Here is a 26959-nt window from a genome sequence, read left to right as displayed (position 1 = left end):
CCTGCAAAACACGAGCATCGGTATTGCCCGGCCCCGGACCAGCAGCCAGTGTCTCGGGGATCTCAAGCGTGGGATAAATCTGAAAAGTCATTCGATCCTCCTTGATCGTCGGCGTGATCAATCACGCCCAAATATCGCGTTGTGGATCAGAAAAGCCTTGCTTGCATCATTGCGCAACGTAACTTACTACTGCTTTGGGACTTCTAATAGGATTAGAAAAAAACTACCCGTTTTGGCAGAAATACCGCAGTATACCAAATTATTTCCTATACTTACGGGTAGTTTTTTGGGTTTTTGGGTGTAAAATCAATGGCAGAGCCTTCACAGCAACCGATTAACGTTATGCTTGCCGACAACAATCCACTGGTATTGTCGGCCATGTCCGAGATTTTCGAGCGTGATCCACGATTCTCTCTGGTGGCAACATCAGCAACCGCCGAAGGCTTCTTGGGCGCGGTTATGAGAGTTCCGGTCAAGGTCTGCGTGATCGCCTGGAATTTGCCGGTCTTGGGCGCCGCCAAATTGATCGAGGTTCTGCGTGAACAGGAGAACGCGCCCCGTTTCGTCGTATATGGAGACGATGCCGGAGACGTGCCGCGCCTTGCTATGCAGGCAGGAGCTGCGGGGTTCGCATCCCGGTCAGGTGAGGTCGATGTTTTGCTGGAAACTTGTTCGGATGTTGCCCGAGGCAAGATGGTTTTTCCGTTCATCGATGTTCGGAAAATGCAGCAGGATCCAATTCACAGCCTGTCTCGTAAAGAGCGCGTCATCCTTGAAGCGTTGGCCAAGGGCCTATCCAATCGTGAACTTTCGAAGGACCTGCAAATCTCGACAAATACAGTCAAATTTCACCTGAGCAACATCTATGAAAAGCTCTCGGTTAAAAACAGGGCGCAAGCGATTGCATTCTACTATTCTTCTGGCGCTGCCTCAGATTAACAGATTTGCACCTATGGCCGAGCATTTACTAGCTATCACGCAATATGTGGAAGCCCAAGCAGGCCAAAACGCTCGAATTCAAGCTTTCAGAACGTCGCAGCAAACAGGTCGCCACAAAGTTCTTCGCCAAGATGCTGGAGGTCAACGGCCTCCCACGAAAGATTGTCATCGGCAAAAGCAGCACAAACACTGCGGGTATCAAAGCAATCAACAGAATGCTCAAGGGTTTTGGTTGCCCGATACCAATAGAGATGGTCAGGCGGAAGTACCTGAACAATATCGTCGAACAGGACCACCTGTTCATTAAGAGGCGAACAAGACCGATGCTTGGAGTTAAGGCCTTCGCATCAGCCGAGGCAAGCTTGGACGAGATCGAAATTGTGCACATGATTACTCCGAGCCCGTATTTTCAATTCGTCGAATTGCATTAAAAGACCTGCCTGCTGTCAGGCTACGCAGACGCTTTCATCGCTTTTGAGTGGCGACGGAACGCGATGCAAACTCCATGAGGCGCCTGAACTTTGGGCAATCCATATGGGTCTCTGCCGGACAATCCGCCACGTGACGCAACGCATCGCGTAGCCGGGTGAGACCACGGATTTGTTCATCAAGAGTATCTGCGCGCAGGTGCAATTCAGGGCGTGGCAATTGCGGAGTGCCATCATTGGCGAACATGTCCTTGATCTCAGCAAGTGAGAATCCCGCCATTTTTCCTAAAGAGATCAAAGCAAGCTGCGTCGCGACGCGTATCTCGAATTGCCGTCGAAGCCCATTCCTAGCGGCGGACTGGATCAGCCCGATCTCCTCATAATAGCGCAGTGTTGAGGGGGGGACGCCGCTCCTTTTGGACAGGACGCCAATATCAAGAAGTTTCATAGTTGACCTCAAGTCGACTTGAAATGGCAGGATAGCTCCTCACTGGCACATGAGACAAGAGAGTTTACGATGACTGATACAGTGCAGGCGCAATCTTCCATTCCCATCCTGATCACTCTCGCTGCAGCGACATTGACCGCCTCATTGGGTATCAGTATTGCCGCGGTAATGCTTCCGACGCTGACGCGTAGCTTCGCTGCGACAGTTTCCGAGGTGCAGTGGGTCGTACTGGCTTACCTGACATCCGTGACCATCACGATCGTATCCGCCGGGCGGCTTGGCGATCTATTCGGCCACGGTCGCTTGCTGATTGCTGGTCTCATCGTCTTTATTGCAGCGTCGGTTCTGTGCGCTATGGCCCCGAGCCTGGGCTTGCTGATTACTGGGCGCGCGTTGCAGGGGCTTGGCGGAGCGATCCTGATCGCGCTTCCAATGTCTATCGCACGTGATTTTGTCCCGACTGAGCGGTTGGGTACGGCAATGGGATTGCTTGGCACGACTTCTGCTGCGGGGACTGCCCTGGGCCCCTCACTGGGCGGTGTGTTGTTGGCGATGGGCAACTGGCGCATGGCATTCTGGTTTCTTGCCGGCTTTGCTGGTGTCACGCTTATACTGTCTGTCACCGCAATCACGCGCGATTCTGAACGTCCGACAGTATCCTGCCGAGAATTGGATTTTCCGGGAACCATAGTGTTGGTTATTGCACTGGCAGCCTACGCTCTGGCAACCAGTGGCGGAGCCTCACGTATCCCCGTGCCACCGGTTGCATTGTTTTCTGCTGCTCTGATCGCAATCGTCTTTTTTGGGCTTGTCGAAACCCGTGTAGCTTCACCGCTGGTGCCGATGAAATTGCTCCGCGACCAGAGGACAAGTATCGGGCTTTTTTCGAACCTTCTGGTCAGCGCAATCATGATGTCCACTTTGGTCGTTGGTCCGTTCTTTCTGGCATTTTCTCTGGAATTGAACGAAGCGATCATCGGTTTGGTTATGGCAGTTGGGCCGCTGGTCGCTGCGCTCTTCGGGGTTCCGGCCGGATGGGTGACGGACAGGTTTGGTTCGGATCGCGCGATGACCATCGGCCTTGTGCAGACTACGGTTGGTCTGCTGTGTCTGGCGTACCTGCCGGGATACTTCGGTGTCGGCGGCTATTTGGCCGCACTCATCATGTTGACGCCCGGCTTCCAACTTTTTCTTGCCGCTAACAACACAGCGGTTCTGATACACGCCGCCAAAGAACAACGTGGCCGGCTCTCTGGCCTTCTCGGGCTCTCGCGGAACCTGGGTCTGATGACGGGTGCCTCTGCAATACCCACGCTATTCGTCAACATAGTCGGGAAGGGAGATGCCACTAATGCTCCGGCCGCAGATGTTGCCTATGCTTTTTCGATGACTTTCACGGCCACTGCATGTTTGGCCCTGATTGCCCTGGGGCTGGCAATTAGCAGCCGAGCCTAGCGCGCCCGCAATGCGCCGACCCCCGCCGAGTGACGTTGCCGAGAAAGGTAATCCGCGTATTGCGGGGCGATTGTGGAGCAGCCAGAATTCTTGTTTTCGGATCGAAACGGCCTTTGAAGTCACTACGGCAATGCAAAGTGGACGGGCAGGGTTGCTGATCCTCCCCCTCTGAAGTGGTCCGACGTTATGGTTAAGAAAATGAAGGAACCACATGGCGAACAAGCGACCGAAGCCGGAAGAGATTGTATCAAAGTTGCGGCAAGTTGAGTTATTGATGGGCAAGGCATGTCCCGTCTGGATGCTTTGGACCGGTGGCTTGAAGCCATGGAATCTTCTGGAATCCCGTTGTGAGGCACCCTTTACTGATCATGCTTGGATTGCGTGCCGGCATTTCTTTCCTGTTCCGACTTATAAACACTGTTGGGGACCGGCATTCATGTTCACGCCATAATCAAGAGACTGGCTATTCCGTACAGCCCGGCAATGACGGCTCGTGTGTTTGCGCAGCAGGTGAGTTCGTACCCGCCTCAGTTTTCGGTCGCCGCAAATGGCCGGTCTGGTGAAGCCTCACCACGGCTCATAACGGCCTTGCCTAAGTCCGCTATGAGCCGGATGGGTTACATCATCAGTGCCTTTCCTACCAATGCTTGCTTGTTTGGATATTGCGAAACATCAACACCGCGCTCCATCAGTGCTTCGCTAAGTTCTTCCTCGCTCAAGGCTTCGATCGCTTCGGTTGTCATTTTCATGAAATTGATCCGGCGCTTGAGCAGGCCGTTTGTGTCACCAAAAACGTGTCGATCCTCAAACGCGAACTCATCCGCGTATTTGGTCATGAAGTAAGTTAGGAAGGTGTTTAGGCTGGTTCGGACACGGGGATCATCCGCCATCAAATCCGAGGATGCATCAAGCGTTTCTCGCATCAGGGTGACCCAACGCTTGGCCCCTTTGTCGTTCATCAGGGCCATCGCGTTGTGGGTGTGATGGAAACTCAGCCGGAACTCTGCGCCGTGATAGTACGGGCCGCCGCCCATGACATCGATCCACATTGACGCCTGAGTTGTGACATGGTGGTTCAGCCCACCGACCCGTTCAAACACGGACGTGAACCAAGGCTCATCGGCAAAGACACGTTCATAGAACCTATGCACGATGCCGACGATGGGCTCTTGCCCGAGGACGGAATAGAGTTGCCAAAACTGAATGGGCTTGCTCAGGTCACCGGGGGCCGTCAGCGAGACAACCTCTGCCATCCGGAGTGCTTCCGGCGGTAGCAGCCCCTTATCGATTGCCGATTTAATATAGGCCTGCTGGATTCTCTCGCTCATGTAACCATGGCGGGTCGGAAATTTGGGAAGGTCAACACGGAGCATTGGGCGAATTCCTAGAGCGTCTTGATGCCAGAAAAATGATGGCTGGGGCAGGGCAGACCGTCACCGCCCAAATGCCTTGCGGTACTTCTGGATAAAGAGTTCTTTTCCTTTCATCTTCCGTGTGACCCAGTCACCGACAGTCGCAAAGAGCCAACTGTTTCCGATTTTGGGGCCTAGCGGAACGAGGATCGGTGCCATTTTCCAAGGCGCGTAGGGCTTTTGTTTCTCTACGGGTTGCCCGCTGAGGACCTGTTTCAGGGTCTTGATCAGCCAAGGGTTCTGACGAGAGATCGCAACAATCGTCATACTGTCACCGACGTCGGCTATGTCCCCGGCGATGAAGACATTTGGGTACTTGGACGGGCGCAACCAGCTATCCGTCTTAATCCGGCCAGAGGGCGCCACGGTCACCGCGGGCAGCGTTTGCGCCAATGCCGTATTTGGTTTGGACCCGATCACGGGGAAGACCAGATCAGCTTCGATAACGCGGCCATCTGACAGTTTTACTGATCCGGCATAAGGTTTGTCCGCGTGCTGCAGATTCTCTGCCCTTTGACCTACCACGACGTTCACGCCGGCGCGTTCCAGCTTGCGTTTGAGCTCTGCCCCCAGCTTGACGGGATACGTTGGAAACAAGCTGTTGTCAGACGAAACCAAAGTGATGCCCTTACTGGGCTGTGCCGCTGCAATCTCTCCGGCCAACTCGGTACCGACGGGGCCGGCCCCAACGATGACGACCGATTTCGCAGACGCCAGCCGAGCGCTGACATCGGCACTGGCCTTGCGAAAGTCATCCATACTTTCGCCCGCCGGTTTGAAAGGGGCTGCATAAGACGAACCAGTTGCCAGGACGATGTAATCCGCAGGGTAAGCAGAGCCGTCTTCCAGCGTTACCTCGGATTGAGTCACAGTAGCGGCACGGCCGCGGATGACCCGTCCATTCTTCAGCAAGCGGTCGTAAGGCAAAATGATCTGATCCAGCAGATCGGGCTCTAGTAGCGCACGAATGGCCGCTGGCGGCTGCATGAAAGCCTCTCGCTGCTCGATCAGAGTGACATCAGCGTATTCATCCAACTCTTTTGCAACTTCAAAGCCGACGTACCCACCGCCAACTATCACGACTTTCTGCTTGTCCATTCTGTTCCTCATTGCTTTCCGTCCGTCTGAGCCGTAATTAGAAACATAAGATCACAACGACAAGTACGGTCATTTGGGATACTGTCATGGCGCCTGTTGAACCGGATGAAAATTGCCTCATTGAACCTTTGATTGAGGCGATATCGGGTAAGTGGAAGCTCTTGGTCATCTATTGGCTGGCGCAGGAAACCTCGCGGTTCAATCAATTGCAACGAAATCTTGGCAGCATCACGCACCGGACGCTGACCCGCCAGCTTAGCGAGTTGCAAGACGCCGGGTTTGTGTCGCGCAAAGATTTCAAAACGATCCCACCGCATGTGGAGTATAGCCTCACACCTTTGGGCCTAAGCCTGATACCAGTGTTACAAGTTATGCATGATTGGGCAGCGGCAAATGTGGACAAGCTAGCCACTAGGAAGTGAGGGCTTCGTACGTCAATTGTTGCGTATTTGCAGGAGAAAGAAGAATAGTCTGAGGCGCTGCACATCAATGTTCGCTTGTGAATAAACAGAAACGCTGCACTGGACACTTTGATCAAGGTCAGCAAAGGGCGGCTGGCTGCGATCATTCCTCTCGTAACAACGCTTCGTTTCGGTATTCTGTGGGGGTCTTGCCTGTTTGCGAGCGAAAGGCCCGATTGAATGGCCCAAGCGAAGAGAAGCCAACGTCAAAAGCAATGCTGAGCACTGTACGCTCGGCCATTTCCGGCTTTTCCAGCATCGCTTGCGCCTCGTGAACGCGAAATGCGTTCACGAAGCTGGTGAAATTGCGGTGCCCCATTCCTTGATTGATCGCAGACCGTAGCCGATGCTCTTGCGTCCCGAGTTTGGCCGCCATTTGTGCTACGGTCAGCCCTTCCTCTCTCCAAAGACCTGCAGCCATCGCAGTATCAATACGCTTGATCAATGCCGCTTGCGCAGGGTTCGGGTTTATGTCGCGCTGCGAGGCAGCAGAGTGTTCGATCCAAATGTCGGGTGCAACACGCACCGACCAAACCAGGAAGGTCGCTGCAGACAGGCAAATTGCTGATGCCTGTAGCGGGAATACCCAATACGGAAGCACCTGATCCAAATGGGTGATTTCAATCACCGTGATGATTATGCCAAGGGTCAATAGCCAGACCAGAAACCAACGGCGAAACCGGCGGCGTTCGGCAATCAAATCTTCGACCTCGCCTGACACAACAATTTTCAGCATGTGCAAAAAGAAGATCAGCACGCATGCGCCACGAACCACACCGAGTGGAAATTGCAGCTGGGTCAACCAGCTTGTCCCAACGATCAGAACCGCAACTGTGATCTGCCAGGGTCGAATGACGACGTCATCCTGAAACAGCTCAATCGCGGCCCAATAGATCAGAACCGGGATCACGCCCGCGATCATCACAAGTACAAACCGGATTGGCCCCTCGCTCAGATCGATACCCGGAGAGGACACGATCACATAAGGGCCTAGGCTCAGGCACAGCAGCACGACGGCCAGACTTTTCCGGGTTCGGGGTCCGTTTGCCAAAAAGATCACAGCACAGAGAAAGAGAACGCCAACGGCGCTACCACGCAGGAAAATATCGAAGACCGCTAAATCTGACATCACGCGCATAAGCGAAGTGCGAATTGGCTTGCCGGTCAATGGCTGGACCATGTCGAAAATGAAAAATACTCGCCGAAAACTCAAGTTGCCCATCGTTTTTCGAAATCAGAGGGAATCCGATACCCGCCTGCGTCAGGTCGTTTTGCATGTCCTTTCGCACTTGGAGAAGCCAATGACACATCTCACTACACTGCTTTCCGTCTATGCAAATGTCTTTGGCGGAGACTTCTTGCGCTATGTTTTGGGCGCAGGCGGTACGTATCTGTTGATCAATGTCCTTCTGGCACGTCGGCTTGCCGCGCAAAAAGTCCGCCTGTCGGATCCACCCAAGGGCCAGATCCGTCGCGAGATCCTGGTAAGCCTGCGGACCGTTCTGATCTTTACTGCTGCTGGTACATCAATCGTGCTGGGCGCCAGGGCAGGGGTCATCACGATATACCAACAGGTCGCGACATTTGGCTGGGCCTATTTCGCGTTCAGCATCGTGGCGCTGATCGTCCTCCACGATGCGTGGTTTTATTGGACACACCGCGCGCTGCACTACCCGCCGCTGTTTCGGCGGTTCCACCGGTTGCACCATAAATCACACCAACCTACGCCCTTCACCTCCTATAGCTTCGATGTCGGTGAGGCTGTGGTAAACGCGGTTTACCTGCCTTTGGTATTGATTCTCCTCCCGGCGCATCCATTGGCGTTGTTCGTTTTTGTAACCCATATGATGCTGCGCAATGCAGTGGGTCACTGCGGGATCGAGATCTTTCCAGCCGATCAGAAAGGCCGCCCTGTCTTCGGCTGGCTAACAAGCGTCACCCATCACGATCTGCATCACGCTTATGCCGGTTACAACCTCGGCCTGTATTTTTCTTGGTGGGATCGGCTGATGAAGACGGAACATCCCAAGTACCTCACCGAGTTTGCCCGCGTTGCGCCGCGCATCCGGCCTGTTGGTCTGAAAGCAGCACTTCTGTTTGTAGCGATTGTTGGGGGTCTGGCAGCCAGTCGCGGCGATGCCTTCGAGCTCAGTGGTCGCTACGCGTCGCCTGGTCTTGGTATCATAGTTGAATTCGAGGATTGTGGCGCGGATGGTGCCACCAGATGCGGTCGGTTGCTCTGGAGTTGGGAGGGGCAGACACCCCATGCGAAGAGAGGCGATTTGATCCTGACGGATCTTGTGTTCAACGGTACTGCCTGGGAGGGAATGCTGCGGGACCCAGAATCCGGGCGGACATATCGAGGCACAATCAGACAAGCGAGCCAACATCGGCTTATCCTCAAGGGCTGCGCCGGCATCATCTGTGCAAGCCAGACATGGCACTCTACAAACTACCTTCGATCCGTACTTTCTGAACACGGAGGTTAACTCCACGCATTGCGTGTGAACACGTTACCAAATCGGCGTCGGGACCGTAATGCGATAGGCGGCTTTGTCAAAGTTGCGCTGGAGGGCCAGTGTGTTCCATGGATGTCTCCTGTGGGCTGAGCTTATCAAATGACGTAAATTGAAGTAACGTATTTTGGTTAACAGCAGGTCTTGTTTTTAAGATGGAAAAAGTGCTGGGACTTGGCGGGTTTTTCTTCAGATCTGAGGATCCTCCCGCGTTGGCAGATTGGTACCGCGATCATCTGGGAATTGATCTTGTCCCCAATGATTATGAAACGCCCTGTTGGACACAGGAAGCGGGCGAAACTGTCTTTGCCCCGTTCGAGAAGGTGACCGAGTATTTCGGAAATCAGGAAAAGGCATTCATGTTGAATTTTCGTGTTCGCGACATTGAAAAAATGATTGCGCAGTTGGAATCCAAAGGTGTCGAAGTGCGTCGCGATCCAGATTCTCCTTATCCGAATGGCAAGTTTGCGTGGCTCAATGACCCTGAAGGCAATCCGATTGAGCTTTGGGAACCTGCTTAATTTCTGGGCCCACTGGTTTAATTATCCCGATCCTGTCGGCGTAATAAAGCGCCGCGAGTTTCTGTGCTGCACAATGACTGGATTTCTTCAGATGATCGACGGGAAGATATCGGTCCTCCGGGCGCAATGCGTGTTGCAATTGCAGAACCACGGTATCGAGCCAAACATCCAAATTGGTTGGCCGTCGGATTTGCATGTGCTCGCGCGTCCTTGCAGCATGTATCAAAAGGACGGAGGTAATTATGATCTATGCAATCACGATCTATGGAGAGGCGGGCGTGTTTGAGGCTCTGCCGAGAGACCGTCAGGATGAGGTAATGTCGGGCCATGGTGCACTGCAAACAGCGTTAAATAAGCGGGGGGAGTTTGTTTCGATAAAGCTGATGCCGCCGACCTCTGCAGTGATGGTCGAACCGGCCGCCAGCGAGGGCACCGCGCCGCTGATTACCGACGGTCCGTTTGCCGAGACGAAGGAGAACTTCCTTGGGTTTTACGCTGCCGATTTCAAAGATCTTGATGAGGCTTTGGAATACGCAAAGATGATTTCCTCACCCGTTGCGCGGCTCGAAGTACGGCCTGTGGCCTGGGCCGGGGGTGTCATTTCATCGGAGTAGCTCATGTCGGACTGGCTGGAGGCCACATTCGCCCTACAACGCCCACGTGCCATTGCGGCCCTGACTCGGGTGTTTCGCGATATCGATACGGCCGAAGAAGCCTTTGCCGATGCGTGCCTTAAGGCGCTGACGGTTTGGCCCAAGGATGGCGCGCCCCGTGATCCGTTGGCGTGGCTACTGACGACCGCCCGCAATGCGGGTCTTGACCATATCCGCAAATCCCAACGCCGCGCGGCAATTCTGTCGCGCCACACAGAGGAGTTTCAACCAGCGCCCACCGAAACACCTGACCCTGATGAGATGCGCGACGATGTCTTGCGACTGTTGTTCGTATGTTGCCATCCGGAATTGGATCAACGGGATCAGATTGCCATCGCTCTACGCGTGGTCGCGGGGTTGAGCGTCGACGAGATTGCCAGCGGATTCCTGGTTAAACCAAAGACAATGGAACAGCGGATCACCCGTGCCAAAAAGAAGATTGCGAGCAACTCGGTCGCTTTTGAAACGCCCAGCCCGGCAGAGAGGGGAGCGCGGCTGGGTGAAGTTTCCCTGATGGTCTACCTGATGTTCAGCGAAGGGTGGTCGACTTCGGCCGGTCCCAAACAGATGAAGCTTACATTGTGTGAAGAGGCCATCCGCCTCGCCCGCCTGCTTGTGGCGTTGTTCCCGGCCATGGGTGAGCAGTCTGCCTTGTTGGCGTTGCTGTTGCTCCAGCACGCCCGTCGGCGGGCACGTATCGATGCGGATGGAAAGCTTGTCGCGTTGGACGATCAAGATCGCGACCTTTGGGACCGTTCGGACATCGCCGAGGCAACGGGCCTTTTGCAAAAAGCCCAACGTATTGGTCATCGCGGGGTCTATATCATCCAGGCCGCAATCGCTGCGGCCCACGCCCGCGCGGCCTCATCTGAAGACGCCGACTGGGCCTTGATAGAGAGCCACTACGCCGCCCTTCATGCGCTGCAGCCGACCCCTGTGGTTAAACTCAACCAGATCGCTGCACAGGCCAAGTTGCACGGCCCGCAATATGCGTTGAAGGCGATGGAGGTAGTGGCAGAGGATCTGATCACCTATCGCTGGTATCACGCGATGCGGGGCGGCCTGTTGCAGGAAACTGGCGACCACAAAGCCGCCATCGCCGCCTTTGAGACCGTGATGACACTCGCTCCAACGGGCCCTGAACGCGTTGTGATCGCAGATAAAATCGCGATCAGCCAAAAAGAACTGCGCGGCGTGTAGGAAAGCCGGCACCTCGCGCGTCCTTGGATCAGACCCGTATGTGGCGGGCACAACCAAGGGAGACACCCATGAGTATTCTAGAGATGACAACTGTCGGCAATTCCGGATGGATCGGGCATTCCGGACCGGATCAGGGCAAAGCCAAAGCCTTTTATCAGGATGTGTTGGGCTGGGCGATAAACGACATGCCGATGCAGGACGGGTCGAGTTATTCGGCCGCAGTGGTGGGCGAGACGCCCATTGGTGGCTTTTCACCGATGCCTGAGGACAATGGAAGCTGGACGATCTTTTTTACCGTGGACGACGTGGATGCGAGTGTTGCAAAGGCGCAAGCCAAGGGTGCCGCGGTCATTCAGCCTGCGATGGATATGCCGGGGGTCGGGCGCATGGCGACGCTAACCGACCCGCAGGGCGCGCGGTTCGCGCTGATTACCTATGAAAGCATGGCGTCCTAAGCGTCGCTCGAAAGGAGGGATCAGATGGAACAACTGCCCCAAATTGCGCTGATCGTGACAGCGGTGTTTGTCTTGATGAGCATTCCCATGGCAATCGCCGTTGGCGTGCGTCGTGCCAGGACTGGGATACTTTTGCTCCATGGTGAGGATGAGGGACTGCTACGCCTGATGCGGGCACACGGGAACTTCATCGAATATGTCCCGCTTGCCCTGCTTGCCCTCGCGGGTGCCGAGATTGCGGGAACGGCACCCTGGCTCATAGCTGTCTGTGGTGGGGTTCTGCTGCTAGCCCGCCTCATCCACTACTTCGGTTTGCGCGCATCAGCAGAAAGCAAAGGACGCGCAATTGGGGCGGCCCTGACGACCTTGACTATGATGGTGCTGGCTTTCGCCATCCTCTGGCAACTCGGCACAGCCGCCTGATGCCGGTAGATGAAAACCTTAACACTCGTGTGCGCGATGCTTTGGCCGCGCATGCAGGCATCTCCGAAAAGCGGATGATGGGCGGCCAGTGTTTCTTTTAAACGGCAACATGCTCTGCGGCGCGCGCCGTCACAAAGATGGGGTCGGTCGGTTCATGTTCCGGGTGGGTAAGGCGAACGAGAGCATGGCGCTGAAGGATCCAATGGCTAAGGAAGTGATCCATGGAACCCGTAAACTGGGGGGCTTTGTATATGTTGAAGAGGGCGACTGCGATGACCCAGCATTGCGACGCTGGGTAGAACTTTGCCTCGAACACGCCGCAGCCCTCCCGGCGAAAGACTGAATGGAGGATGTGATGGCTACATTTGAGAGTTTCTCGTCTGAGGCACTTGGTTTTCTTGAGGGTCTTAAGGCCAACAACACGAAGGATTGGTTCGCAGCGCACAAGACAACCTACGAAACCCAGTTGAAGGACCCCAGCAAGCATTTTGCCGACGGCATGGCTGGCGCATTGCAAGACCTGACTGGGCAGGGCCACCGCAGTAAGATCTTTCGCATCTACCGTGATGTCCGGTTCTCCAAGGACAAGACGCCCTACAACGCACACCTGCATATTGCGTTCATTCCGCAGGGCAACGCGGTTCAACCACCGATGTGGTTCTTTGGGCTATCGCCCGAAAAACTGTCCCTTGGCTGCGGGGTATTTCAGTATGACAAAAATGCACTGGACGCGTTCCGCACGGCAATGGCTGGTCCAAAAGGGGCAGAGTTGATCCAGCTCACTGAAGATATGCGACAGGATGGTTTCCGGATCGAGGACCCAGAATTGAAACGCGTTCCGACTGGCTTTGACAAAGATCATCTCCACGCAGAGGCATTGCGCCGCAAGGGCTTTGCCGTTTGGATGGACGCCGGGGCTCCTGCGTTTGTTATCGAACCGAACCTCATAGAACGAACGTCTGTGTTATTCGGGAAACTCATGCCGGTGTTTCAATTGCTTTCCAGGGTCATGTAGCCAAGAATTTGCGCTCGCAGCGAGCGGCAGCTTAGACGAGTTGCACTGCGGCGAAGTAGTCCTGTTCCGGATCGCCGATCAAGTTGTCGAACGGCATTGCAAAACATCGCAACGGGCAAGCGCTGTTTTTGACTTCAACCTCTCCCAATTCCTCGAGCCTGATATAAATGCGAGGGCGGATTTGATCCTTTGCAGCGCGCGAAAGGCATATTCCACCTGGTGCCGCCAACCGGGCACCTCAGCACTTAGTCCACAGCGGTCCAATCCTGACATCCACCCTACCTTCAGGATGCTGCGGCGCGCCCCGTCGAAGGAGACATGCGCTGAGAGTGCAAATTCCGGAAGTAGTTGAATTCATACATAGCTGACAATGCCACCCTGCAGCGCATTCACGATCAGCTTGCGCGATTTCGTCGAATTTCGGGAACCTTTCCGTGTTTCCTGCATCTAAGGAACCAGGAACGCACTAAAGCGAACCCGGTGAAACCCTTGGAAAGGACCAAACCATGTTCAGAAAAACCGTAGTTGCTTTTGGATTTATTGTCGCTGCCGCCCCAACTGCTAAGGCTCACGATGAACAAGCTCTCGCCAATGCCCCAGCCGGCGATCCTTATGTGAAAGTGAGCGACGTATTGCCATTGCCCGAGTTCATCCCTGGTCTGGGAACGCTCTTCGTCGACCCAACCACTCTGCCCGCAGGTCCGTTCCTCGCATATGATCGCGACGGTCGATTGTCAGCCACGGTCTACATGACACCACTCGACGATCTGCAAAACGGTGCATCATTTGACGGATTGAACATCGGTTCACACACCGTCAGCTCGACAGATATCTATTTCAATGCCGGGCATCCCGGCGTGGACAAGCCGCACGCGCATGTCGTGCTGTTTCACGACGAAAACGCAAAAGAGCGTCTGGCCGAATGATCTGTACGCGCCGTCATGCTGTATGGCTTGGGGGATTGGCCGTTGCTTCCGTCGCCAGTTCGCGGATCGCGCTTGCGCAACCGATCGCCACGGTTGAGATGCGCGGCAGCCCGCGCGGCGAACGTATCTGGTATGATCCTGTTGGACTTGCTGTGTCTTCAGGCACCACCGTCCGGTTCACCAATCGTGATCCCGGCAACAGTCATACAGCAACCGCCTATCATCCGGCGAACTATGATCGAAGGCGACGCATTCCCGCTGCGGCCGACCCGTGGGACAGTGACTTTTTGCTTCCGGATGAGTATTTTGAAGTCACCCTGATTACGCCAGGTGTATATGACTACTATTGCCTGCCACACGAAATGGCGGCGATGGTTGGTCGCATAGTAGTTGGAACCCCGAGCGACGCCGGCTGGGAGGGAAGTTCACACGACAAGAGCGATGTTTCGGAAGATACTCTGACAGCTTTGCCTTTGGTAGAGAGGATCCTTTCGGAAGTTACCGTTCGCAGGGAGGACTGATCATGAAGGTCCAAACAAGCCTCACTCAACAAGCAACCAGCGATGCGGCCAAATCAGAAGCTGAGCTTGTAAATGCCGCGCGTGAAGGAAGCGAGCTGGCGGTACGGGAACTTATCCGTCGCTTGAACCCCCGCCTGTTTCGCGTTGCCAGAGGTATCGTTGACAGCGACGCCGAGGCAGAAGAAGCGCTGCAGGAGGCTTATCTGTCGGCGTTCAGCAAACTGCAGGGTTTTCGTGAGCATGCCAGCTTTTCCACCTGGATCACCCGGATCGTGATCAACACGTCGCGTATGCAGCGCAGACGAGAGCGTACTGCTGAAGAGTACAACACCGTGGTCGAAACCAGTGCACCGAGTGTGATTATGTTCCCCGGACAAAATTCTGAACTCCCCGACGCAACGCTTGGGCGCGCGCAATTGAGAGATTTGCTTGAATCCGCCGTTTCCGATCTGCCACCCCATCTGCGACTGCCGTTTCTGCTGCGCGAAGCAGAGGAAATGAGTATTCATGCCATCGCCACCGAGCTTCAGGTCAACCCGATAACAGTAAAAACACGCCTCTTTCGCGCCCGTCGCAGGTTGCAAACTACAATTGAAAACCGGGTCCGGGGCGGCTTCGAAGCAATTTTCCCGTTTGGAGGCAAACGATGCGCCAACATGACCAATCTTGTAGTAGCGAGATTGCAAGAAGTCGGCGTTCTATGACGCATTTCTTTCGGCTCAGATCGACCATCCTGCAAACCGCGCTCAGGACTTTTTCCCCGGCAACAACGCAAATGCGGCGGCAGATTGACAACGATCAATTCCTTCGCGCCAAAGGAAGCTTAGGAAAACCCGTGTGGTAAACCTTGCTAAAACAGCAGGAGGTCTGTTTGTCGAACCCTCAAAACCCTATTCTGCTATGCTCTACCGCGTGACGGGCGCGCTGCGGGTTGCCCTGCTTACGCCCCTGTCGCGTTCTTTGACCTTTGTTGCGCAAAAACGTGAACTGTGTCGCCAGCGTCTCGACCGAAATGTTGGGCGAGGAGCCTTGGCGGATGACTTTCTGCCCAGCGCTCCTGATTTCCAGCTCAGCGACGGGTTCCTGATTGACATACGTGGCGCGGAGTGATCAGGGCTGACCAGCGCAACACTATGACTTTGCGCAAGATCGTCCCATACCGAGTCCTGTTTCCCGCGGCATTTCTTTACGCGTTGTTCACGATTGCCCTCTGGCCCCTAAGCGCATGGATTGATGGTTTTGGTCCAGCGTTTGAGCCTGCAATTATCTGGCACGTTCACGAGCTGATTTTTGGCTTTGTTGGCGCGGCGATTGGTGGGTATCTGCTGACGGCATTGCCAAGCTGGACAGGCCGACCGCCGGTTCAGGGTGGAGTTCTGATCACATTGTTGGCGTTGTGGGCCCTTGCGCGTGTTGCTATGGCGCTGGCGGATTTCGTGCCTTCCGGGCTGCTTGTCGTCTTCAATGCCGGGTATTTTCTCTTACTGGCGGTTGTAATCGGAATTCAACTTCTGTTGGCGGGCATCTATCAAAAGCTTGGCTTTGTGTGTGCGATAGTGGGGCTTGGTATCGGTGAATTCTTGTTTTTGACCGCGACGCTGATGGGGTCCCCGTCCAGAAGCCTGGAAATGGTTGATGTATTTCTGCTTGGTCTCGCATTGCTGATGATCAACATCGGATTGCGCGCAATTCCGGCTTTCACAGGCAATTGGCTTACTCTCCACGACCGCGTCGGGCCTTTGGTCCCGAGCACTCAGTCTTTGGTCGTACCGCAGGTGCTGTTAGGTTTGGCCATTGCGGCCAGACTGATTGGCGCATCAGACTTGGCATATTTCGCGATGATTTGTGCGGCATTGGCAGTTTTGTGGTCAATGCTCACATGGCGGACGCTGGCGATAATCCGGAACCCATTGCTTGTGGCACTGCACCTGGCCTTTTTCTGGGTACCCTTTGGTTTGATCGCCGTGGGTTTATCGGGGATTGCACCGTCGTTCTATCCTAGGGCGGACGCCTTGCATGCCATCACAATCGGCGGAATGGCCGGAATGATTATGGCGATCGCAGGCCGGGCAGCAGCGCATACCGCCGAAGGTGGCTTGAGGGCCAATTGGGGGTTTACCATTGGAGTTTGGGCGATCTGGATTGCAACCTGCATTCGCATTGCGGCACCGGTTTTTCCGGGTCTTCCTCTCGTACTCTGCGTTGCTGTGCTGTGGTGCCTTGGCTGGACTGCTTTTCTGATCGGATTTATGCCTGCTCTCAGAGGAACACCACGGCGCCCAGTTTTGAGCGGCCGCAGGCATCAGACGAAAGTGAGTGCGGCATACACTGAAAGGACAGAGGGATGAAAATTGCATACGTCTCTTCGCAGAAACGGGGCGAAGCTGACAGGTTGTTATCGGAACTGGCCGATGAGCTGAACAACAACGGGTTTGAACTGCGCGGAATCGTGAAGGAGGCGAGCCATTCGCCCATTTATCAGGATGGGTGCGATATGAGCGTGCGAGTACTGCCAGATGGAGCGGTCATCAAGATTACGCAGAACCTCGGTGTCGGCTCGGAGGCGTGTAGATTGGATCCCAGTGCGCTTGCCGAAGCCGTGGCGCAGGTGGAGCAAAGCAGTTTCGAGAACGCCGATCTGTTCATACTGAATAAGTTCGGCCCCGAGGAATGCGCTGGCCGTGGATTCCGCTCGGTGATGGGCAAGGCCTTGGAACACGGTGTTCCGGTGCTGGTTGGCGTAGGGCCTGCATCCATCCCACAGTTTCAGGCCTTCGCTGACGGCCTTGCCATATCGCTGCCGGATGACGCCGTATCACTTCTTGACTGGTGCCTGACGCGCAATTAACAGCCAGCTCAATTTGAACGGTTCCCTTGGCGCTGTTGCATTAACCGGCATTGGCAGCGATGGTTCCCGTCTGATCTTCGATCCTTGAAGCCTACGACGAGCCGGAAACCCTCCTCTATGCAAAAAACCTGAATTGTCCCATTGCTGCTGACGTCAGACACGTATGGGCGAATTCTACACCTGGCTTAAAGACGCTGAAGAGGACCCGGCGACAGCAGTCCTCAGGGGATTTTGTGCGTGAAAACTATCCGCTGCAGACCGGTGTGAAAGTTCTGGTACGGGAATCTCAGCACCCAAACTCGTCACGCTTGAACGCGCGCGAGAGCAAATGGCTGCAGTATGATTAACGGCAGTAGTGGGCTCTCATCGCAGGTTCGCAATCGTTCTGTGAGCGTAAAGATCTAGCGATCAGTCTTGTCGCACATCGTAAGTCTCGCACAACAAGCATCAAACAAATGCCTATCCTTCAAAAAATTTCATCTGTTTTTTCGCTTTGTCCCAAGAAGCCCCTAACCTTCTGCTCGAGAGGCTTCTTCCAGCTTCACACCGTTGTTCAACATGCGCCTAGGTTCGTTTGTCCCTGGGATGACCAAGTCCATCAAAAAACTTGTTTTCCCGGCTCATAGGATCTTGGGCATCGGTATGCCCCATCCTGGATTTAATTCGGCTCAGCCCGCGTTCGCACTGTGCCGCTAATGGGCGCATTTCCAGCTCAGTTGAAATCTCCAAGGCACGCTCATAGCATTTCATCGCGTCGTATTCCTCACCTGCGCCTGCATTGCTTAAGACTTCGCCCATCACAAACAAACCAAATGCTTCGTGACCGCGTTCACCACGACTGCGCGCTATTTCGAGTGCGCGACCGAGACGTTTGGATGCGTCTTCAATGCGACCGGCTTTGAGATATCCGAAGGCCAGCTGGGTAAAAACCAGGGACTTGAACAAACCAAGCCCGATGTCATCATACAACTGACAAGACTGTTCAAGCCTCGCCAGGCCCGTCTCAACCTCTCCTGCCAGGATTTCAGCAAACCCAAGAAATCCGTTCGTGAAGGGGGATAGATAGGTGAGACCCCAAACGTCGATGATCGAACTCGCGTTGCCAAGAGTCGCACGCGCAGCCGCGATGTCACCACGTACAATCTGATAATAGCCAATATCGTAACCGATATGCGCGCGGTTGAAAGGATTGTCTTGAAGATTCGCAAGCGCGACGGCTTGTTCTGCATGATGTGAAGAACGTTCAAATTCGCCACGCTCGGCGTAAGACCAGACCAACCAGGACCGGGCGATAATCGCAGGTGCAAAAGGCAGCCCACACTTTTCGAGCGCAGCATCGCCAGGCAGATTTGAAACAACACGTTCGAAGTATTTCTCGGCTGTGCGCAGTTCACCAGAGGTTACGAATGTACAGCCAAGGTAAAAATCAGCCGCAACTTCCAGCGACCGATCACCGGAATTCCGAGCAATATCGCGCCCGCGTTCGGCGGCCGCCTTGGAGTCAGCCGAGCGTCCGACTTGCCACAAACTTGCGCCACGATAAACGGAAACCCAACCAAGGCGCACATCGTCTTCCAACGTGAGCGACAACTTCTCAGCTTCGTCAAGTGGATCTAGAATAGCGGCGAACTGCCCCAGTGCCCAAAGAACGTTCCGCAGCGCAAATTTCGTATCTATTGCTGCGGTCGCAGTTTCGGCATCCACTTCAAATTTTTTGCGCGCGTCGAGCGCCCTGCGAAACTGGCCTGCTGCTTCGCGCAGCGCCGAGCGTTCAACCGCGTCTTCGCCTGCTCTGCGAAACTCTCGGAAAGCACGCGGCCAATCCTCGCCAAGAAAGGCGTGATGGGCCACAATTCCTGCGGTCTCGCCATTGTTATCAGAACTTTTTCTTTCAAGCAGATCGGCAAATGCTGAGTGCAACTCGTGGCGTCGGCTCTTTAATAGGGTGGAGTAGGCAGCATCTTGGACGAGAGCATGCTTGAACATGTAGCTTGCCGTTGGCGGAACGCCCATGCGGAGTATCAATCCAGATTCAACAAGCTTTTCAAGCGCTTGCAGGCAGTCCATGTCGACCTCTGCCGACAAGTCCACAATGTCCTTGTGATCGAATTCACGCCCAATGACGGACCCAATCTGAGCAATCGCTTTTGCCGACCCAAGCCGATCCAGGCGTGCTGAAAGCGATGTGTGAAGCGTGGCGGGAACAACATCCCCACTGCTCAACCCCGCCTCTTGAAATGCCTTGGTCAGTTCCTCGATGTAGAGCGGCACGCCATCGGCACGTTTAATAATTTGCGCGGCGGCTTCCTCGCTCACGTCTCCCCCAGAAACGGAGTTTAAAATCCGCAAAGATTGCCGCCGACCGACCCGACTAAGGACAATCTCACGCCAATAGCCGCAGTCGTTCCAATCAGGCTGAAATTCCGGTCGGTACGTTAGCAATAACATGATTGGCGCTTCAGCGGCCTCAGAAATCATGTTTTGCAGCAGCTCCAGCGTCGACGGATCGGCCCAATGGATGTCTTCAATAACTATGATGATCGGGTGCTGTGCGCTCATACGCAGCACTTGATCTATCAGGCAGCGAATTATCGCGCGGCGCAATTGCACCGGAGGGAAATCCGGGGCATCGTAGCGCCCTTCAGTTTCTACCCTTAACAGCGACGCGATCAGAGGCACGCTTTCGGTCAACGGGATATCCGTCAGCCCCAGTATGTTCTCTAGTTTTTCAAGTTGCGCCGCTACCGAGTCCTGTTCTGCAATCCCGGCTGCTCTCCGCATCCCGGTGATCAACGGAAAAAAGGCATCGTTGGTGTGATGAGGAGAGCATTGGTAACGATAGCCGAAACGCCTGTCTCCAGAGATTTCGTGCCGCATTTCTTCTACCAATCGCGATTTGCCGATGCCCGGATCTCCGGTCAATGAAATCACTTGACCCGATCCTGCCTTTGCTTGCTGCCATGCATCACGAATTAAGTGAAGGTCCGAAGCTCGTCCAACCAATGGCGTTGAACCTTGGAACCGGGATGCTTCAAAACGTGTTTCGACAGTTGTTTCCGTGCCGACGCGCCAGGCTTGTACAGGCTCGTCAAACCCTTTCAATTCATGTTGGCCAATGTCTTCCACTTCAAATCGGCGGCCCAAGAGTTGACGGGTTAATGGGCCAACAACAATTTCGTATGGCCGCGCCAGGCGTTGAAGCCGGTCAGCCAAGCCGGGTGTTGCCCCGATGACGGCGGCGTCATCATTCATGACATCGCCAACTATTGTTCCAATAACAACTTCTCCGCTAGCTGCACCTGCACGCGCTTGGAGTTGCCGTCCGTCTTGTGAGTGAATTTCCTGAATTGCTGCAAAGGCATCTTTTGCTGCCTTTACTGCTCGTTCAGCTTCATCTTCATGGGCTTCGGGCCACCCAAAATAGGCCAAAACGCCATCTCCGAGAAATTTGGCGACATAGCCTTGATACCGAAGGACAGCTGATACAACTGCCGACTGGTACTTTGTGACCAGATTCCGCATCTCTTCAGGGTCCAGCTGTCTTGAGAGGACAACGGAATCCACAATATCAACGAACAAAACAGTAAGCAGCCGCCGCTCGGGTGCTGCGTTTTCAATCGTGTCTTTCTTTACGGCTTGTGCCGCTGGCGAAATGGCCGCAAGCAGGCGACGACGGTGCCCAAGGCTGAAGCCAAGGTCTTTCAAGTCCTCGTCATTCAGATGGCGCAGAGTCTCAATGTCGACGTCGTTTTCTTCCAACAACGAAGCATAGCTCTCCAATCCCAGGCGACTCAGCCAGGCACGCAATCGTTGATCCACGTTGCCCCCCTCAGGTTTTTCGGTCTTATTGTATCACATCACAGAGAATTTATCTTTCGTATTGACAGTGTGATGGCCAGAGCCATTGGATGAGGGTCACAATGTCAATCGTTGTGCCAAGCCGAGAATTAGCGCATTCCACAGCATTTTTTGCGGCACTGCCCCTAAAAAACCCATCCAGTGCTGCGGCGTTTCACCTAAAATCCAAAATAATCGCAACAAGTTTCAATAACCTGCGGCGTTTATGCAATCAGCTTCTAATTGGGGAATTTTGGAGCCTTTCCGAAATGGTTTTGGCAGCTTGGACAACCGACGCCGCCAGACCTTCAAGCTTGTTTTCGGGAAATCTTGTAACTGGACCGGAAACCGAAACGCCCGCAACAACTTTGCCCAGCGAGTCGAAGATAGGCGCAGCAATACAACGCATACCCAAAAACCGTTCTTCATCGTCCAAAGCCCATCCACGCTGTCTGGACTTGCGGAGTACTGACTTCAGCTCTTGCAGGTCTGTAATGGAATTGGGCGTCTGGCGGACTAGTGTTTGTGGGGCCAAAAGGGTCTCAACCGCGGCCTCGTCCATAAATGCCATCATAGCTTTTCCCACACCGGATGTGTGAAAGTACGCCGCAGTTCCGTTTTTGAAAGAAGCCCTAATTGGGTTATCGGATTCGACCTGAATGAGAAACAATAGCTGCCCACATTCTTCGATTGCCAGATTTGCTGTCTCACCGGTGTCTTCTGACAGCGTGCGCATCACTGACGGCGCGACTTCGAGCAAATTTGATCCATCTTCAAACGTACTGCCGATCCGATAGGCCTGCGGTCCAATTCGCCATTTGCCTTGCTCGGCATAATGAACAACCATGCCTCGCTGCTGCAACGTGGTCAGAAGCCTGTGTACCGTCGCAACTGGGATTGCCGTGACTCTGGCCAGTTCCGCAAGTGTCGCGCAGCGCGTATCTGAGAGAGCGATCAGCACGCGAATGCCGCGATCCAGCGCAACAACGGGCGATGTTTCGGCTTTCTCCTCATTCGCTTTTAGGCGCGGGCGTCCTCGGCGAAGCGGGTTTTTTTGTTCATTCATACTCAGGGCAACCAATGCTCAGTTTCTTGCTGAAAGATTCTAGCTCGTTCAGCGGGGTAAAAAAATGAAAAATAAAAATATAAAATAATCAATAGGTTGAATAGATTTGTTGTCCAAATTTCAAGAGTATTCCAAAATATTTTGAAATATTTGGAATCTGTCTTATCGTTACTCCTATCCGCTGGAGAGCGGATTGGTGCCAATGCCGAGGCAAAATCGGTCAAGGCCCAGTTAAGGGAGGAAACATGACAAAATCTTTGAACCGCAGAAATTTTCTGCGTGGCTCTGCTGTTGTGGGCGCCGGTGCGCTTGCAGCTCCAGCTGTCCATGCTCAGGAAGGAACCAACCTTAAGATGCAGGCCGCCTGGGGAGGCGGTATTTTTCTGGAAAACGCGCAGTCTTACGTTAACCGCGTGAACGAAATGTCCGGCGGGAAACTCACGATCGAACTGTTGCCCGTGAATTCCGTCGTAAAAACAAGCCAGATGCAGGATGCTGTTCACCGCGGCGTTCTGGATGCTGCGCACTACGTGCCGGCCTATTGGTACTCTAAGTCGAAGACAGCGTCGCTCTTTGGAACTGGCCCCTGCTTTGGCTGGTCCAGCCAGGAAGTTCTGGGTTGGGTGAACTATGGTGGTGGTCAGGAACTATTCGACGAATTGATGGGCATTCTGGGCCTCAATGTCGTATCATTCTTCAACTCACCCATGCCGGCTCAGCCGCTTGGCTGGTTCAAAGAAGAAATCACAAGCGCAGATCAAATGAATGGCCTGAAGTACCGCACCGTTGGTCTTGCGGCAGATGTTTTGCTTGAGATGGGAATGTCGGTCGTACAGCTGCCGGGAGGTGAAATTCAGCCAGCAATGAAGTCAGGTCTGATCGACGCGGCGGAATTCAACAATCCAACGTCGGACCGTGACTTTGGGATGCAGGATGTGTCCAAGCATTATCACCTTGCGTCGTTCCACCAGAGTCAGGAATTCTTCGAGGTCACGTTCAACAAGGACAAATACAACGCCCTTGCGCCTGAGCTTCAAGCCATTTTGAAGTATGCGTCAGAAGCCGAAAACTCCAACTTCTACTGGAACAACACCAAGCGCTATTCCGAGGATCTGGTCACACTGGCAGAGGAGCAGGGCGTTAACGTATATCGCACCCCCGACAGTGTGATGCAGGCACAGCTGAATGCTTGGGATGTGGTCGTTGAACGGATTGCCAACGAGGATCCGTTCTTCGCAAAGGTAATTGAAAGCCAGAAGGCCTATGCGAAGACCGTGATGAATTATCTCAACCTGAACCAACCGGACTACAAGCTTGCGTACAAGCACTACTTCGGTTGAGGCCTGAATACCTTTGAAATGAGGAGGTCGCGTTGTGGCGCGGCCTCCTGAACTCCGGGCAGAACAGGCGAGGAACTGACCTTGATCAAGACAATCCACGCCATCGAAGGGCTAAGCCAATGGGTCGGCAAAGCCTTTGGATGGTGCATCCTAATTCTGACACTTTCCGTGTCTTACGAAGTGTTCGTCCGGTATGTGCTGAACAAGCCCACCGTCTGGGCGTTCGACATGATGGTCCAGATGTATGGCGCGTTGTTTCTGATGGCCGGGGCCTATGCGTTGGCGCAAGACGCGCACGTCCGCGGCGATGTTCTGTACCGGCTGTTCTCTGTCCGCTGGCAGGCTCGGGTCGATTTTGTTCTATACATTCTGTTCTTCTTTCCCGGGATGTTCGCTTTGTTCTGGTACGGGTGGGAGATCGCGAAAGACAGTTGGCGCTATGAAGAGGTCAGCTGGAACAGCCCTGCGCGCATCCAGATTTACTTTTTCAAAACCCTGATCCCGGTCGCTGGTTTCCTTCTTATGCTTCAAGGCCTTGCCGAAATGGCCCGGTGCTGGCTGGCGATGCGAAATGGCGTCTGGCTCGAGCGGCTCGATGACGTGCGCGAAACCGAAGACATGTTGATGGAAAATACCATCGACAAAATTCGAACAACTGGCACTCAAGAAGGAGGTCGCAGCGATGACTGATCCACAAGTCGCCATCCTGATGCTCAGCCTCTTCATTGTTTTGGTGCTGCTGGGTTTTCCCATTGCGTTCACGTTGCTCGCCATGGGTGTCGGTTTTGGGTACTACGCCTACTACCAGTCCGCGCCCGAGACCATTGCGGACATCTTCAACAACAACATCTTCTACCTCCTGAACCAAAACACCTACTCGGTGATGGAGAATGATACGCTAGTTGCCATCCCATTATTCCTATTTATGGGATACGTGGTCGAGAGGGCGAATATCGTCGATCGCCTGTTCTTCTCGCTCTACATGGCGGCGCGAAATCTACCGGGCTCGTTGGCCATTGCGGCGCTGCTGACCTGCGCAGTTTTCTCGACCGCGTCTGGGATTGTTGGTGCAGTTGTTACTCTGATGGGTCTGCTGGCCTATCCTGCGATGGCGAATGCCGGGTATCAGCGCAGCTTCGCCTCTGGCGTTATCTGCGCGGGCGGAACTTTGGGAATTCTGATCCCACCGTCGATTATGCTGATCGTCTATGCCGCCATTGCAGAGCTATCACCATTGCGCCTGTATGCTGCGGCTGTTTTCCCGGGTCTTTTGTTGGCGGGGTTATACATCGTCTATGTGATGGTGCGCGTCTGGATAAACCCGTCGCTGGCACCTAAACCACAAGAGGAAGACATTCCTCCGAAACGGCAGATTTATATGGATTTGCTGGTTTCCTTTGTGCCTTTGACCGTTTTGATTATGCTGGTGCTTGGCTCTATCCTTGGTGGTCTGGCGACCCCGGCTGAAGCGGCGGCAATGGGCGCATTGGGCGGTTTGGTTCTGGCGATGCTGTATCGATCGCTCACTTGGGACAAAGTCAAACAGAGTGTCTTTCTCACAGCTAAGGCAACGGCCATGGTGTGCTGGTTGTTTGTTGGCTCTTGGACCTTCGCCTCGATCTTTTCCTATCTTGGTGGACACGATGTGATCGAGCATTGGGTCGTCGGTATGAACCTTCAACCCTGGCAGTTCTTGGTCCTTGCTCAGCTGATTATCTTCCTGCTCGGATGGCCGCTTGAATGGTCCGAGATCTTGATCATCTTTGTGCCGATCTTTCTGCCGATGCTGGATACGTTTGGGGTCAATCCGTATTTCTTCGCGATGCTGGTTGCACTGAATTTACAGACCTCATTCCTGACGCCTCCCATGGCCATGTCAGCCTATTATCTGAAAGGGGTTCTGAAGAACCAGATCCAGTTGATGGAGATCTTCAAAGGTCTGATGCCCTATCTGGCTATCGTGATCCTGTGCATGGTGCTGATGTATCAGTTCCCGGGGATCGCACTGTGGCTTCCTGATTATCTGTTTGGGGTTTGGGTGCCATGACAAAGCATGATCTGTCACTGTTCTCGGCGGTTCAATCCGCCGAGGCTATTCGAACCGGGCGCATTTCATCCGAAGCATTGGTTGAGGCCTGCTTGGCGCGAATTGAGGAAACGGATGACAAGGTTCGCGCATGGGCATACCTGGACGCCGGCGTGGCACTCGATCAGGCGCGTGAGCTGGATCGTATTCGCAAGGCAGGGCGGGCGATAGGGGCGCTACATGGTGTACCCGTCGGACTGAAAGACATTGTCGATACAAAAGACATGCCCACGCAATGCGGATCGGCAATTTTTTCAGGCCGCCAACCTGAGACGGACGCTCGGCTGGTTGAGCATCTTCGTGAAGCCGGAGCGGTGATCATGGGCAAGACCAAGACCACTGAATTTGCCTTCATGAATCCGGCCGACACCACCAACCCTTTGGATCACAGCCGAACTCCGGGCGGGTCCTCCAGCGGATCTGCCGCTGCAGTTTCGGCCAGGCACGTTCCATTGGCGATTGGAACCCAGACCGGTGGTTCGGTGATCCGCCCCGCCTCGTATTGTGGCGTATACGGTTTCAAACCCTCCCGCGGAACAATCTCGCGTAGCGGTGTCTTTCGCACATCTGTGTCGCTGGATCATGTCGGCGGATTTGCAAATTCTCTGGAAGACATAGCTTTGTTGACAGACGTCCTGTCTAGCTATGACCAAGCCGATCCCGGCAGCTTTGCGAGACCGCGGGCTAACATGCTGAAAGGCGTGCGGGCAGAGGTGCCTGTCGAACCGAACATCGCCTGGCTGGATTTTCCGTTCAATGATCGTTTGGATGTGGATACCGTCGAAGGCCTTAATGCCGTTGTCGAAGGCTTGGGCGGCCGGGTCGAGCGATTTTCGGCATCCCGTCAATTAGCTAACCTCATTAATGTTCACAAAACGATCTACGATTACGAAATTCGCGAGAACATGGTTGAGATTTCCGAAGCTCATTGGCCGGAACTCAGCCTCGAGATGCAGTCTGCAATAACCCGAGGAACAGAAATAAGCTTGGCGCAGTATGAAGATGCCTTGGCTGTCATGATCTCTGCTCAAAGCTTTTTCGCAGAATACTTCACCGAATTCGATGCAATCCTTGCCCCTGCGGCTACAGGAGAGGCCGTGCCACTGACAGCAGGGCATACTGGCGATTCAGTCTTTTGCCTGACTTGGACGCTGGCGGGGTTACCGTGCCTCACCTTGCCTTTGCTGGTTGGGCAGAATGACCTGCCAATCGGCGTGCAATTGATTGGCGCAGTCGAGGAAGATGACCGGCTTCTGCGCACTGCATCATGGGTACAACGCACCCTCGCCGAACAAGAACAGTAAGGAAATT

General features: G+C 54.3%; 27 protein-coding genes and 1 pseudogene. 22 read left to right on the top strand and 6 right to left on the bottom strand.

What is annotated here, in order from left to right; genetic code table 11:
• Positions 1–309: 309 nt before the first annotated feature.
• Complete coding sequence (locus ACR0B0_RS15765) at positions 310–939, top strand: response regulator transcription factor (RefSeq protein ID WP_254428658.1); 630 nt, start codon at positions 310–312, stop codon at positions 937–939.
• A 56-nt stretch (positions 940–995) separates the two neighbouring features.
• Positions 996–1370, top strand: a pseudogene (locus ACR0B0_RS15760) (DDE-type integrase/transposase/recombinase); the annotation flags it as partial.
• 34 nt (positions 1371–1404) lie between these two features.
• Here ACR0B0_RS15760 and ACR0B0_RS15755 read toward each other — a convergent pair.
• On the bottom strand, positions 1405–1815 hold the full coding sequence (locus tag ACR0B0_RS15755) for a helix-turn-helix domain-containing protein (protein ID WP_170350775.1): 411 nt from the start codon (positions 1813–1815) through the stop codon (positions 1405–1407).
• 69 nt (positions 1816–1884) lie between these two features.
• Here ACR0B0_RS15755 and ACR0B0_RS15750 point away from each other — a divergent pair, with 69 nt between their 5' ends.
• Positions 1885–3270 carry an MFS transporter gene (locus ACR0B0_RS15750; protein ID WP_170350776.1) on the top strand — a complete coding sequence of 462 codons (1386 nt, stop codon included), beginning with the start codon at positions 1885–1887 and terminating at the stop codon, positions 3268–3270.
• A gap of 617 nt (positions 3271–3887) precedes the next feature.
• On the opposite strand, the gene ACR0B0_RS15745 is transcribed toward ACR0B0_RS15750, so the two are convergent.
• Both ACR0B0_RS15745 and ACR0B0_RS15740 read right to left on the bottom strand, forming a co-directional pair.
• Complete coding sequence (locus tag ACR0B0_RS15745; RefSeq protein WP_170350777.1) at positions 3888–4643, bottom strand: globin domain-containing protein; 756 nt, start codon at positions 4641–4643, stop codon at positions 3888–3890.
• Between the two features lie 60 nt (positions 4644–4703).
• The gene (locus tag ACR0B0_RS15740) at positions 4704–5792 is read right to left on the bottom strand and encodes an NAD(P)/FAD-dependent oxidoreductase (protein WP_480648620.1); all 1089 of its coding nucleotides are present in this window, start codon (positions 5790–5792) and stop codon (positions 4704–4706) included.
• A 74-nt stretch (positions 5793–5866) separates the two neighbouring features.
• On the opposite strand from ACR0B0_RS15740, the gene ACR0B0_RS15735 reads away from it, so the two are divergent.
• Entirely contained in the window at positions 5867–6202 is a 336-nt protein-coding gene (locus ACR0B0_RS15735) for a winged helix-turn-helix transcriptional regulator (protein ID WP_170350779.1), read from the top strand.
• A gap of 142 nt (positions 6203–6344) precedes the next feature.
• Here the strand turns inward: ACR0B0_RS15735 and ACR0B0_RS15730 are convergent, their stop codons facing one another.
• Positions 6345–7292, bottom strand: a complete 948-nt coding sequence (locus ACR0B0_RS15730) for a helix-turn-helix domain-containing protein (RefSeq protein WP_480641877.1) — start codon at positions 7290–7292, stop codon at positions 6345–6347.
• Positions 7293–7419: 127 nt separating this feature from the next.
• On the opposite strand from ACR0B0_RS15730, the gene ACR0B0_RS15725 reads away from it, so the two are divergent.
• From ACR0B0_RS15725 to ACR0B0_RS15660, 14 genes are all read left to right on the top strand, one after another.
• Positions 7420–8730 carry a sterol desaturase family protein gene (locus ACR0B0_RS15725; protein WP_170350781.1) on the top strand — a complete coding sequence of 437 codons (1311 nt, stop codon included), beginning with the start codon at positions 7420–7422 and terminating at the stop codon, positions 8728–8730.
• Between the two features lie 182 nt (positions 8731–8912).
• Positions 8913–9278 (top strand): VOC family protein, encoded by a 366-nt coding sequence (locus ACR0B0_RS15720; RefSeq protein WP_170350782.1) that lies wholly within the window; start codon positions 8913–8915, stop codon positions 9276–9278.
• Positions 9279–9520: 242 nt separating this feature from the next.
• Positions 9521–9892: a YciI family protein gene (locus ACR0B0_RS15715; protein ID WP_170350783.1), complete on the top strand. Its 372-nt coding sequence runs from the start codon at positions 9521–9523 to the stop codon at positions 9890–9892.
• 3 nt (positions 9893–9895) lie between these two features.
• Positions 9896–11131, top strand: a complete 1236-nt coding sequence (locus ACR0B0_RS15710; RefSeq protein ID WP_170350784.1) for an RNA polymerase sigma factor — start codon at positions 9896–9898, stop codon at positions 11129–11131.
• A 68-nt stretch (positions 11132–11199) separates the two neighbouring features.
• Positions 11200–11586 carry a VOC family protein gene (locus ACR0B0_RS15705; protein ID WP_170350785.1) on the top strand — a complete coding sequence of 129 codons (387 nt, stop codon included), beginning with the start codon at positions 11200–11202 and terminating at the stop codon, positions 11584–11586.
• A 24-nt stretch (positions 11587–11610) separates the two neighbouring features.
• Entirely contained in the window at positions 11611–12009 is a 399-nt protein-coding gene (locus ACR0B0_RS15700; protein WP_170350786.1) for an MAPEG family protein, read from the top strand.
• An 88-nt stretch (positions 12010–12097) separates the two neighbouring features.
• The gene (locus ACR0B0_RS15695; RefSeq protein ID WP_217360547.1) at positions 12098–12352 is read left to right on the top strand and encodes a TfoX/Sxy family protein; all 255 of its coding nucleotides are present in this window, start codon (positions 12098–12100) and stop codon (positions 12350–12352) included.
• A 12-nt stretch (positions 12353–12364) separates the two neighbouring features.
• Positions 12365–13024, top strand: a complete 660-nt coding sequence (locus ACR0B0_RS15690; RefSeq protein WP_480648618.1) for a DUF2461 domain-containing protein — start codon at positions 12365–12367, stop codon at positions 13022–13024.
• 506 nt (positions 13025–13530) lie between these two features.
• On the top strand, positions 13531–13950 hold the full coding sequence (locus ACR0B0_RS15685; protein ID WP_170517149.1) for a hypothetical protein: 420 nt from the start codon (positions 13531–13533) through the stop codon (positions 13948–13950).
• Complete coding sequence (locus ACR0B0_RS15680) at positions 13947–14471, top strand: plastocyanin/azurin family copper-binding protein (RefSeq protein ID WP_170362010.1); 525 nt, start codon at positions 13947–13949, stop codon at positions 14469–14471. The genes ACR0B0_RS15685 and ACR0B0_RS15680 overlap by 4 nt, the downstream gene beginning before the upstream one ends.
• 2 nt (positions 14472–14473) lie before the next feature.
• Positions 14474–15175 carry an RNA polymerase sigma factor gene (locus ACR0B0_RS15675; protein ID WP_480648616.1) on the top strand — a complete coding sequence of 234 codons (702 nt, stop codon included), beginning with the start codon at positions 14474–14476 and terminating at the stop codon, positions 15173–15175.
• A gap of 133 nt (positions 15176–15308) precedes the next feature.
• Positions 15309–15581 (top strand): hypothetical protein, encoded by a 273-nt coding sequence (locus ACR0B0_RS15670; protein ID WP_480648614.1) that lies wholly within the window; start codon positions 15309–15311, stop codon positions 15579–15581.
• 23 nt (positions 15582–15604) lie between these two features.
• Positions 15605–16819, top strand: coding sequence for an NnrS family protein (locus ACR0B0_RS15665; protein WP_480648612.1), 1215 nt, complete (start codon positions 15605–15607; stop codon positions 16817–16819).
• Positions 16816–17319, top strand: coding sequence for a DUF2478 domain-containing protein (locus ACR0B0_RS15660; RefSeq protein ID WP_170350793.1), 504 nt, complete (start codon positions 16816–16818; stop codon positions 17317–17319). The genes ACR0B0_RS15665 and ACR0B0_RS15660 overlap by 4 nt, the downstream gene beginning before the upstream one ends.
• A gap of 564 nt (positions 17320–17883) precedes the next feature.
• On the opposite strand, the gene ACR0B0_RS15655 is transcribed toward ACR0B0_RS15660, so the two are convergent.
• Together ACR0B0_RS15655 and ACR0B0_RS15650 are read right to left on the bottom strand one after the other, a co-directional pair.
• Positions 17884–21138: an adenylate/guanylate cyclase domain-containing protein gene (locus ACR0B0_RS15655; RefSeq protein WP_480648610.1), complete on the bottom strand. Its 3255-nt coding sequence runs from the start codon at positions 21136–21138 to the stop codon at positions 17884–17886.
• Positions 21139–21388: 250 nt separating this feature from the next.
• Positions 21389–22222: an IclR family transcriptional regulator gene (locus tag ACR0B0_RS15650; protein WP_425082132.1), complete on the bottom strand. Its 834-nt coding sequence runs from the start codon at positions 22220–22222 to the stop codon at positions 21389–21391.
• Positions 22223–22467: 245 nt separating this feature from the next.
• Between ACR0B0_RS15650 and ACR0B0_RS15645 the strand changes: the two genes are divergently transcribed.
• The 4 genes from ACR0B0_RS15645 (at position 22468) to ACR0B0_RS15630 (ending at position 26952) form a co-directional block, all read left to right on the top strand.
• Complete coding sequence (locus ACR0B0_RS15645) at positions 22468–23562, top strand: TRAP transporter substrate-binding protein (RefSeq protein WP_170350796.1); 1095 nt, start codon at positions 22468–22470, stop codon at positions 23560–23562.
• Between the two features lie 81 nt (positions 23563–23643).
• Positions 23644–24252: a TRAP transporter small permease subunit gene (locus ACR0B0_RS15640; RefSeq protein WP_170350797.1), complete on the top strand. Its 609-nt coding sequence runs from the start codon at positions 23644–23646 to the stop codon at positions 24250–24252.
• A complete protein-coding gene (locus ACR0B0_RS15635) occupies positions 24245–25609 on the top strand; it encodes a TRAP transporter large permease (RefSeq protein ID WP_170350798.1) in 1365 nt (454 codons plus the stop codon). Before ACR0B0_RS15640 ends, ACR0B0_RS15635 begins: the two co-directional genes overlap by 8 nt.
• Positions 25606–26952, top strand: a complete 1347-nt coding sequence (locus ACR0B0_RS15630) for an amidase (protein WP_480648607.1) — start codon at positions 25606–25608, stop codon at positions 26950–26952. The genes ACR0B0_RS15635 and ACR0B0_RS15630 overlap by 4 nt, the downstream gene beginning before the upstream one ends.
• The last annotated feature ends 7 nt before the right edge of the window (positions 26953–26959 follow it).

The sequence above is a fragment of the Ruegeria sp. BA12 genome (assembly GCF_056539625.1).
The sequence above is the reverse complement of the archived record's forward strand: the minus strand, read 5'-3'. Positions and strand labels throughout refer to the sequence as shown.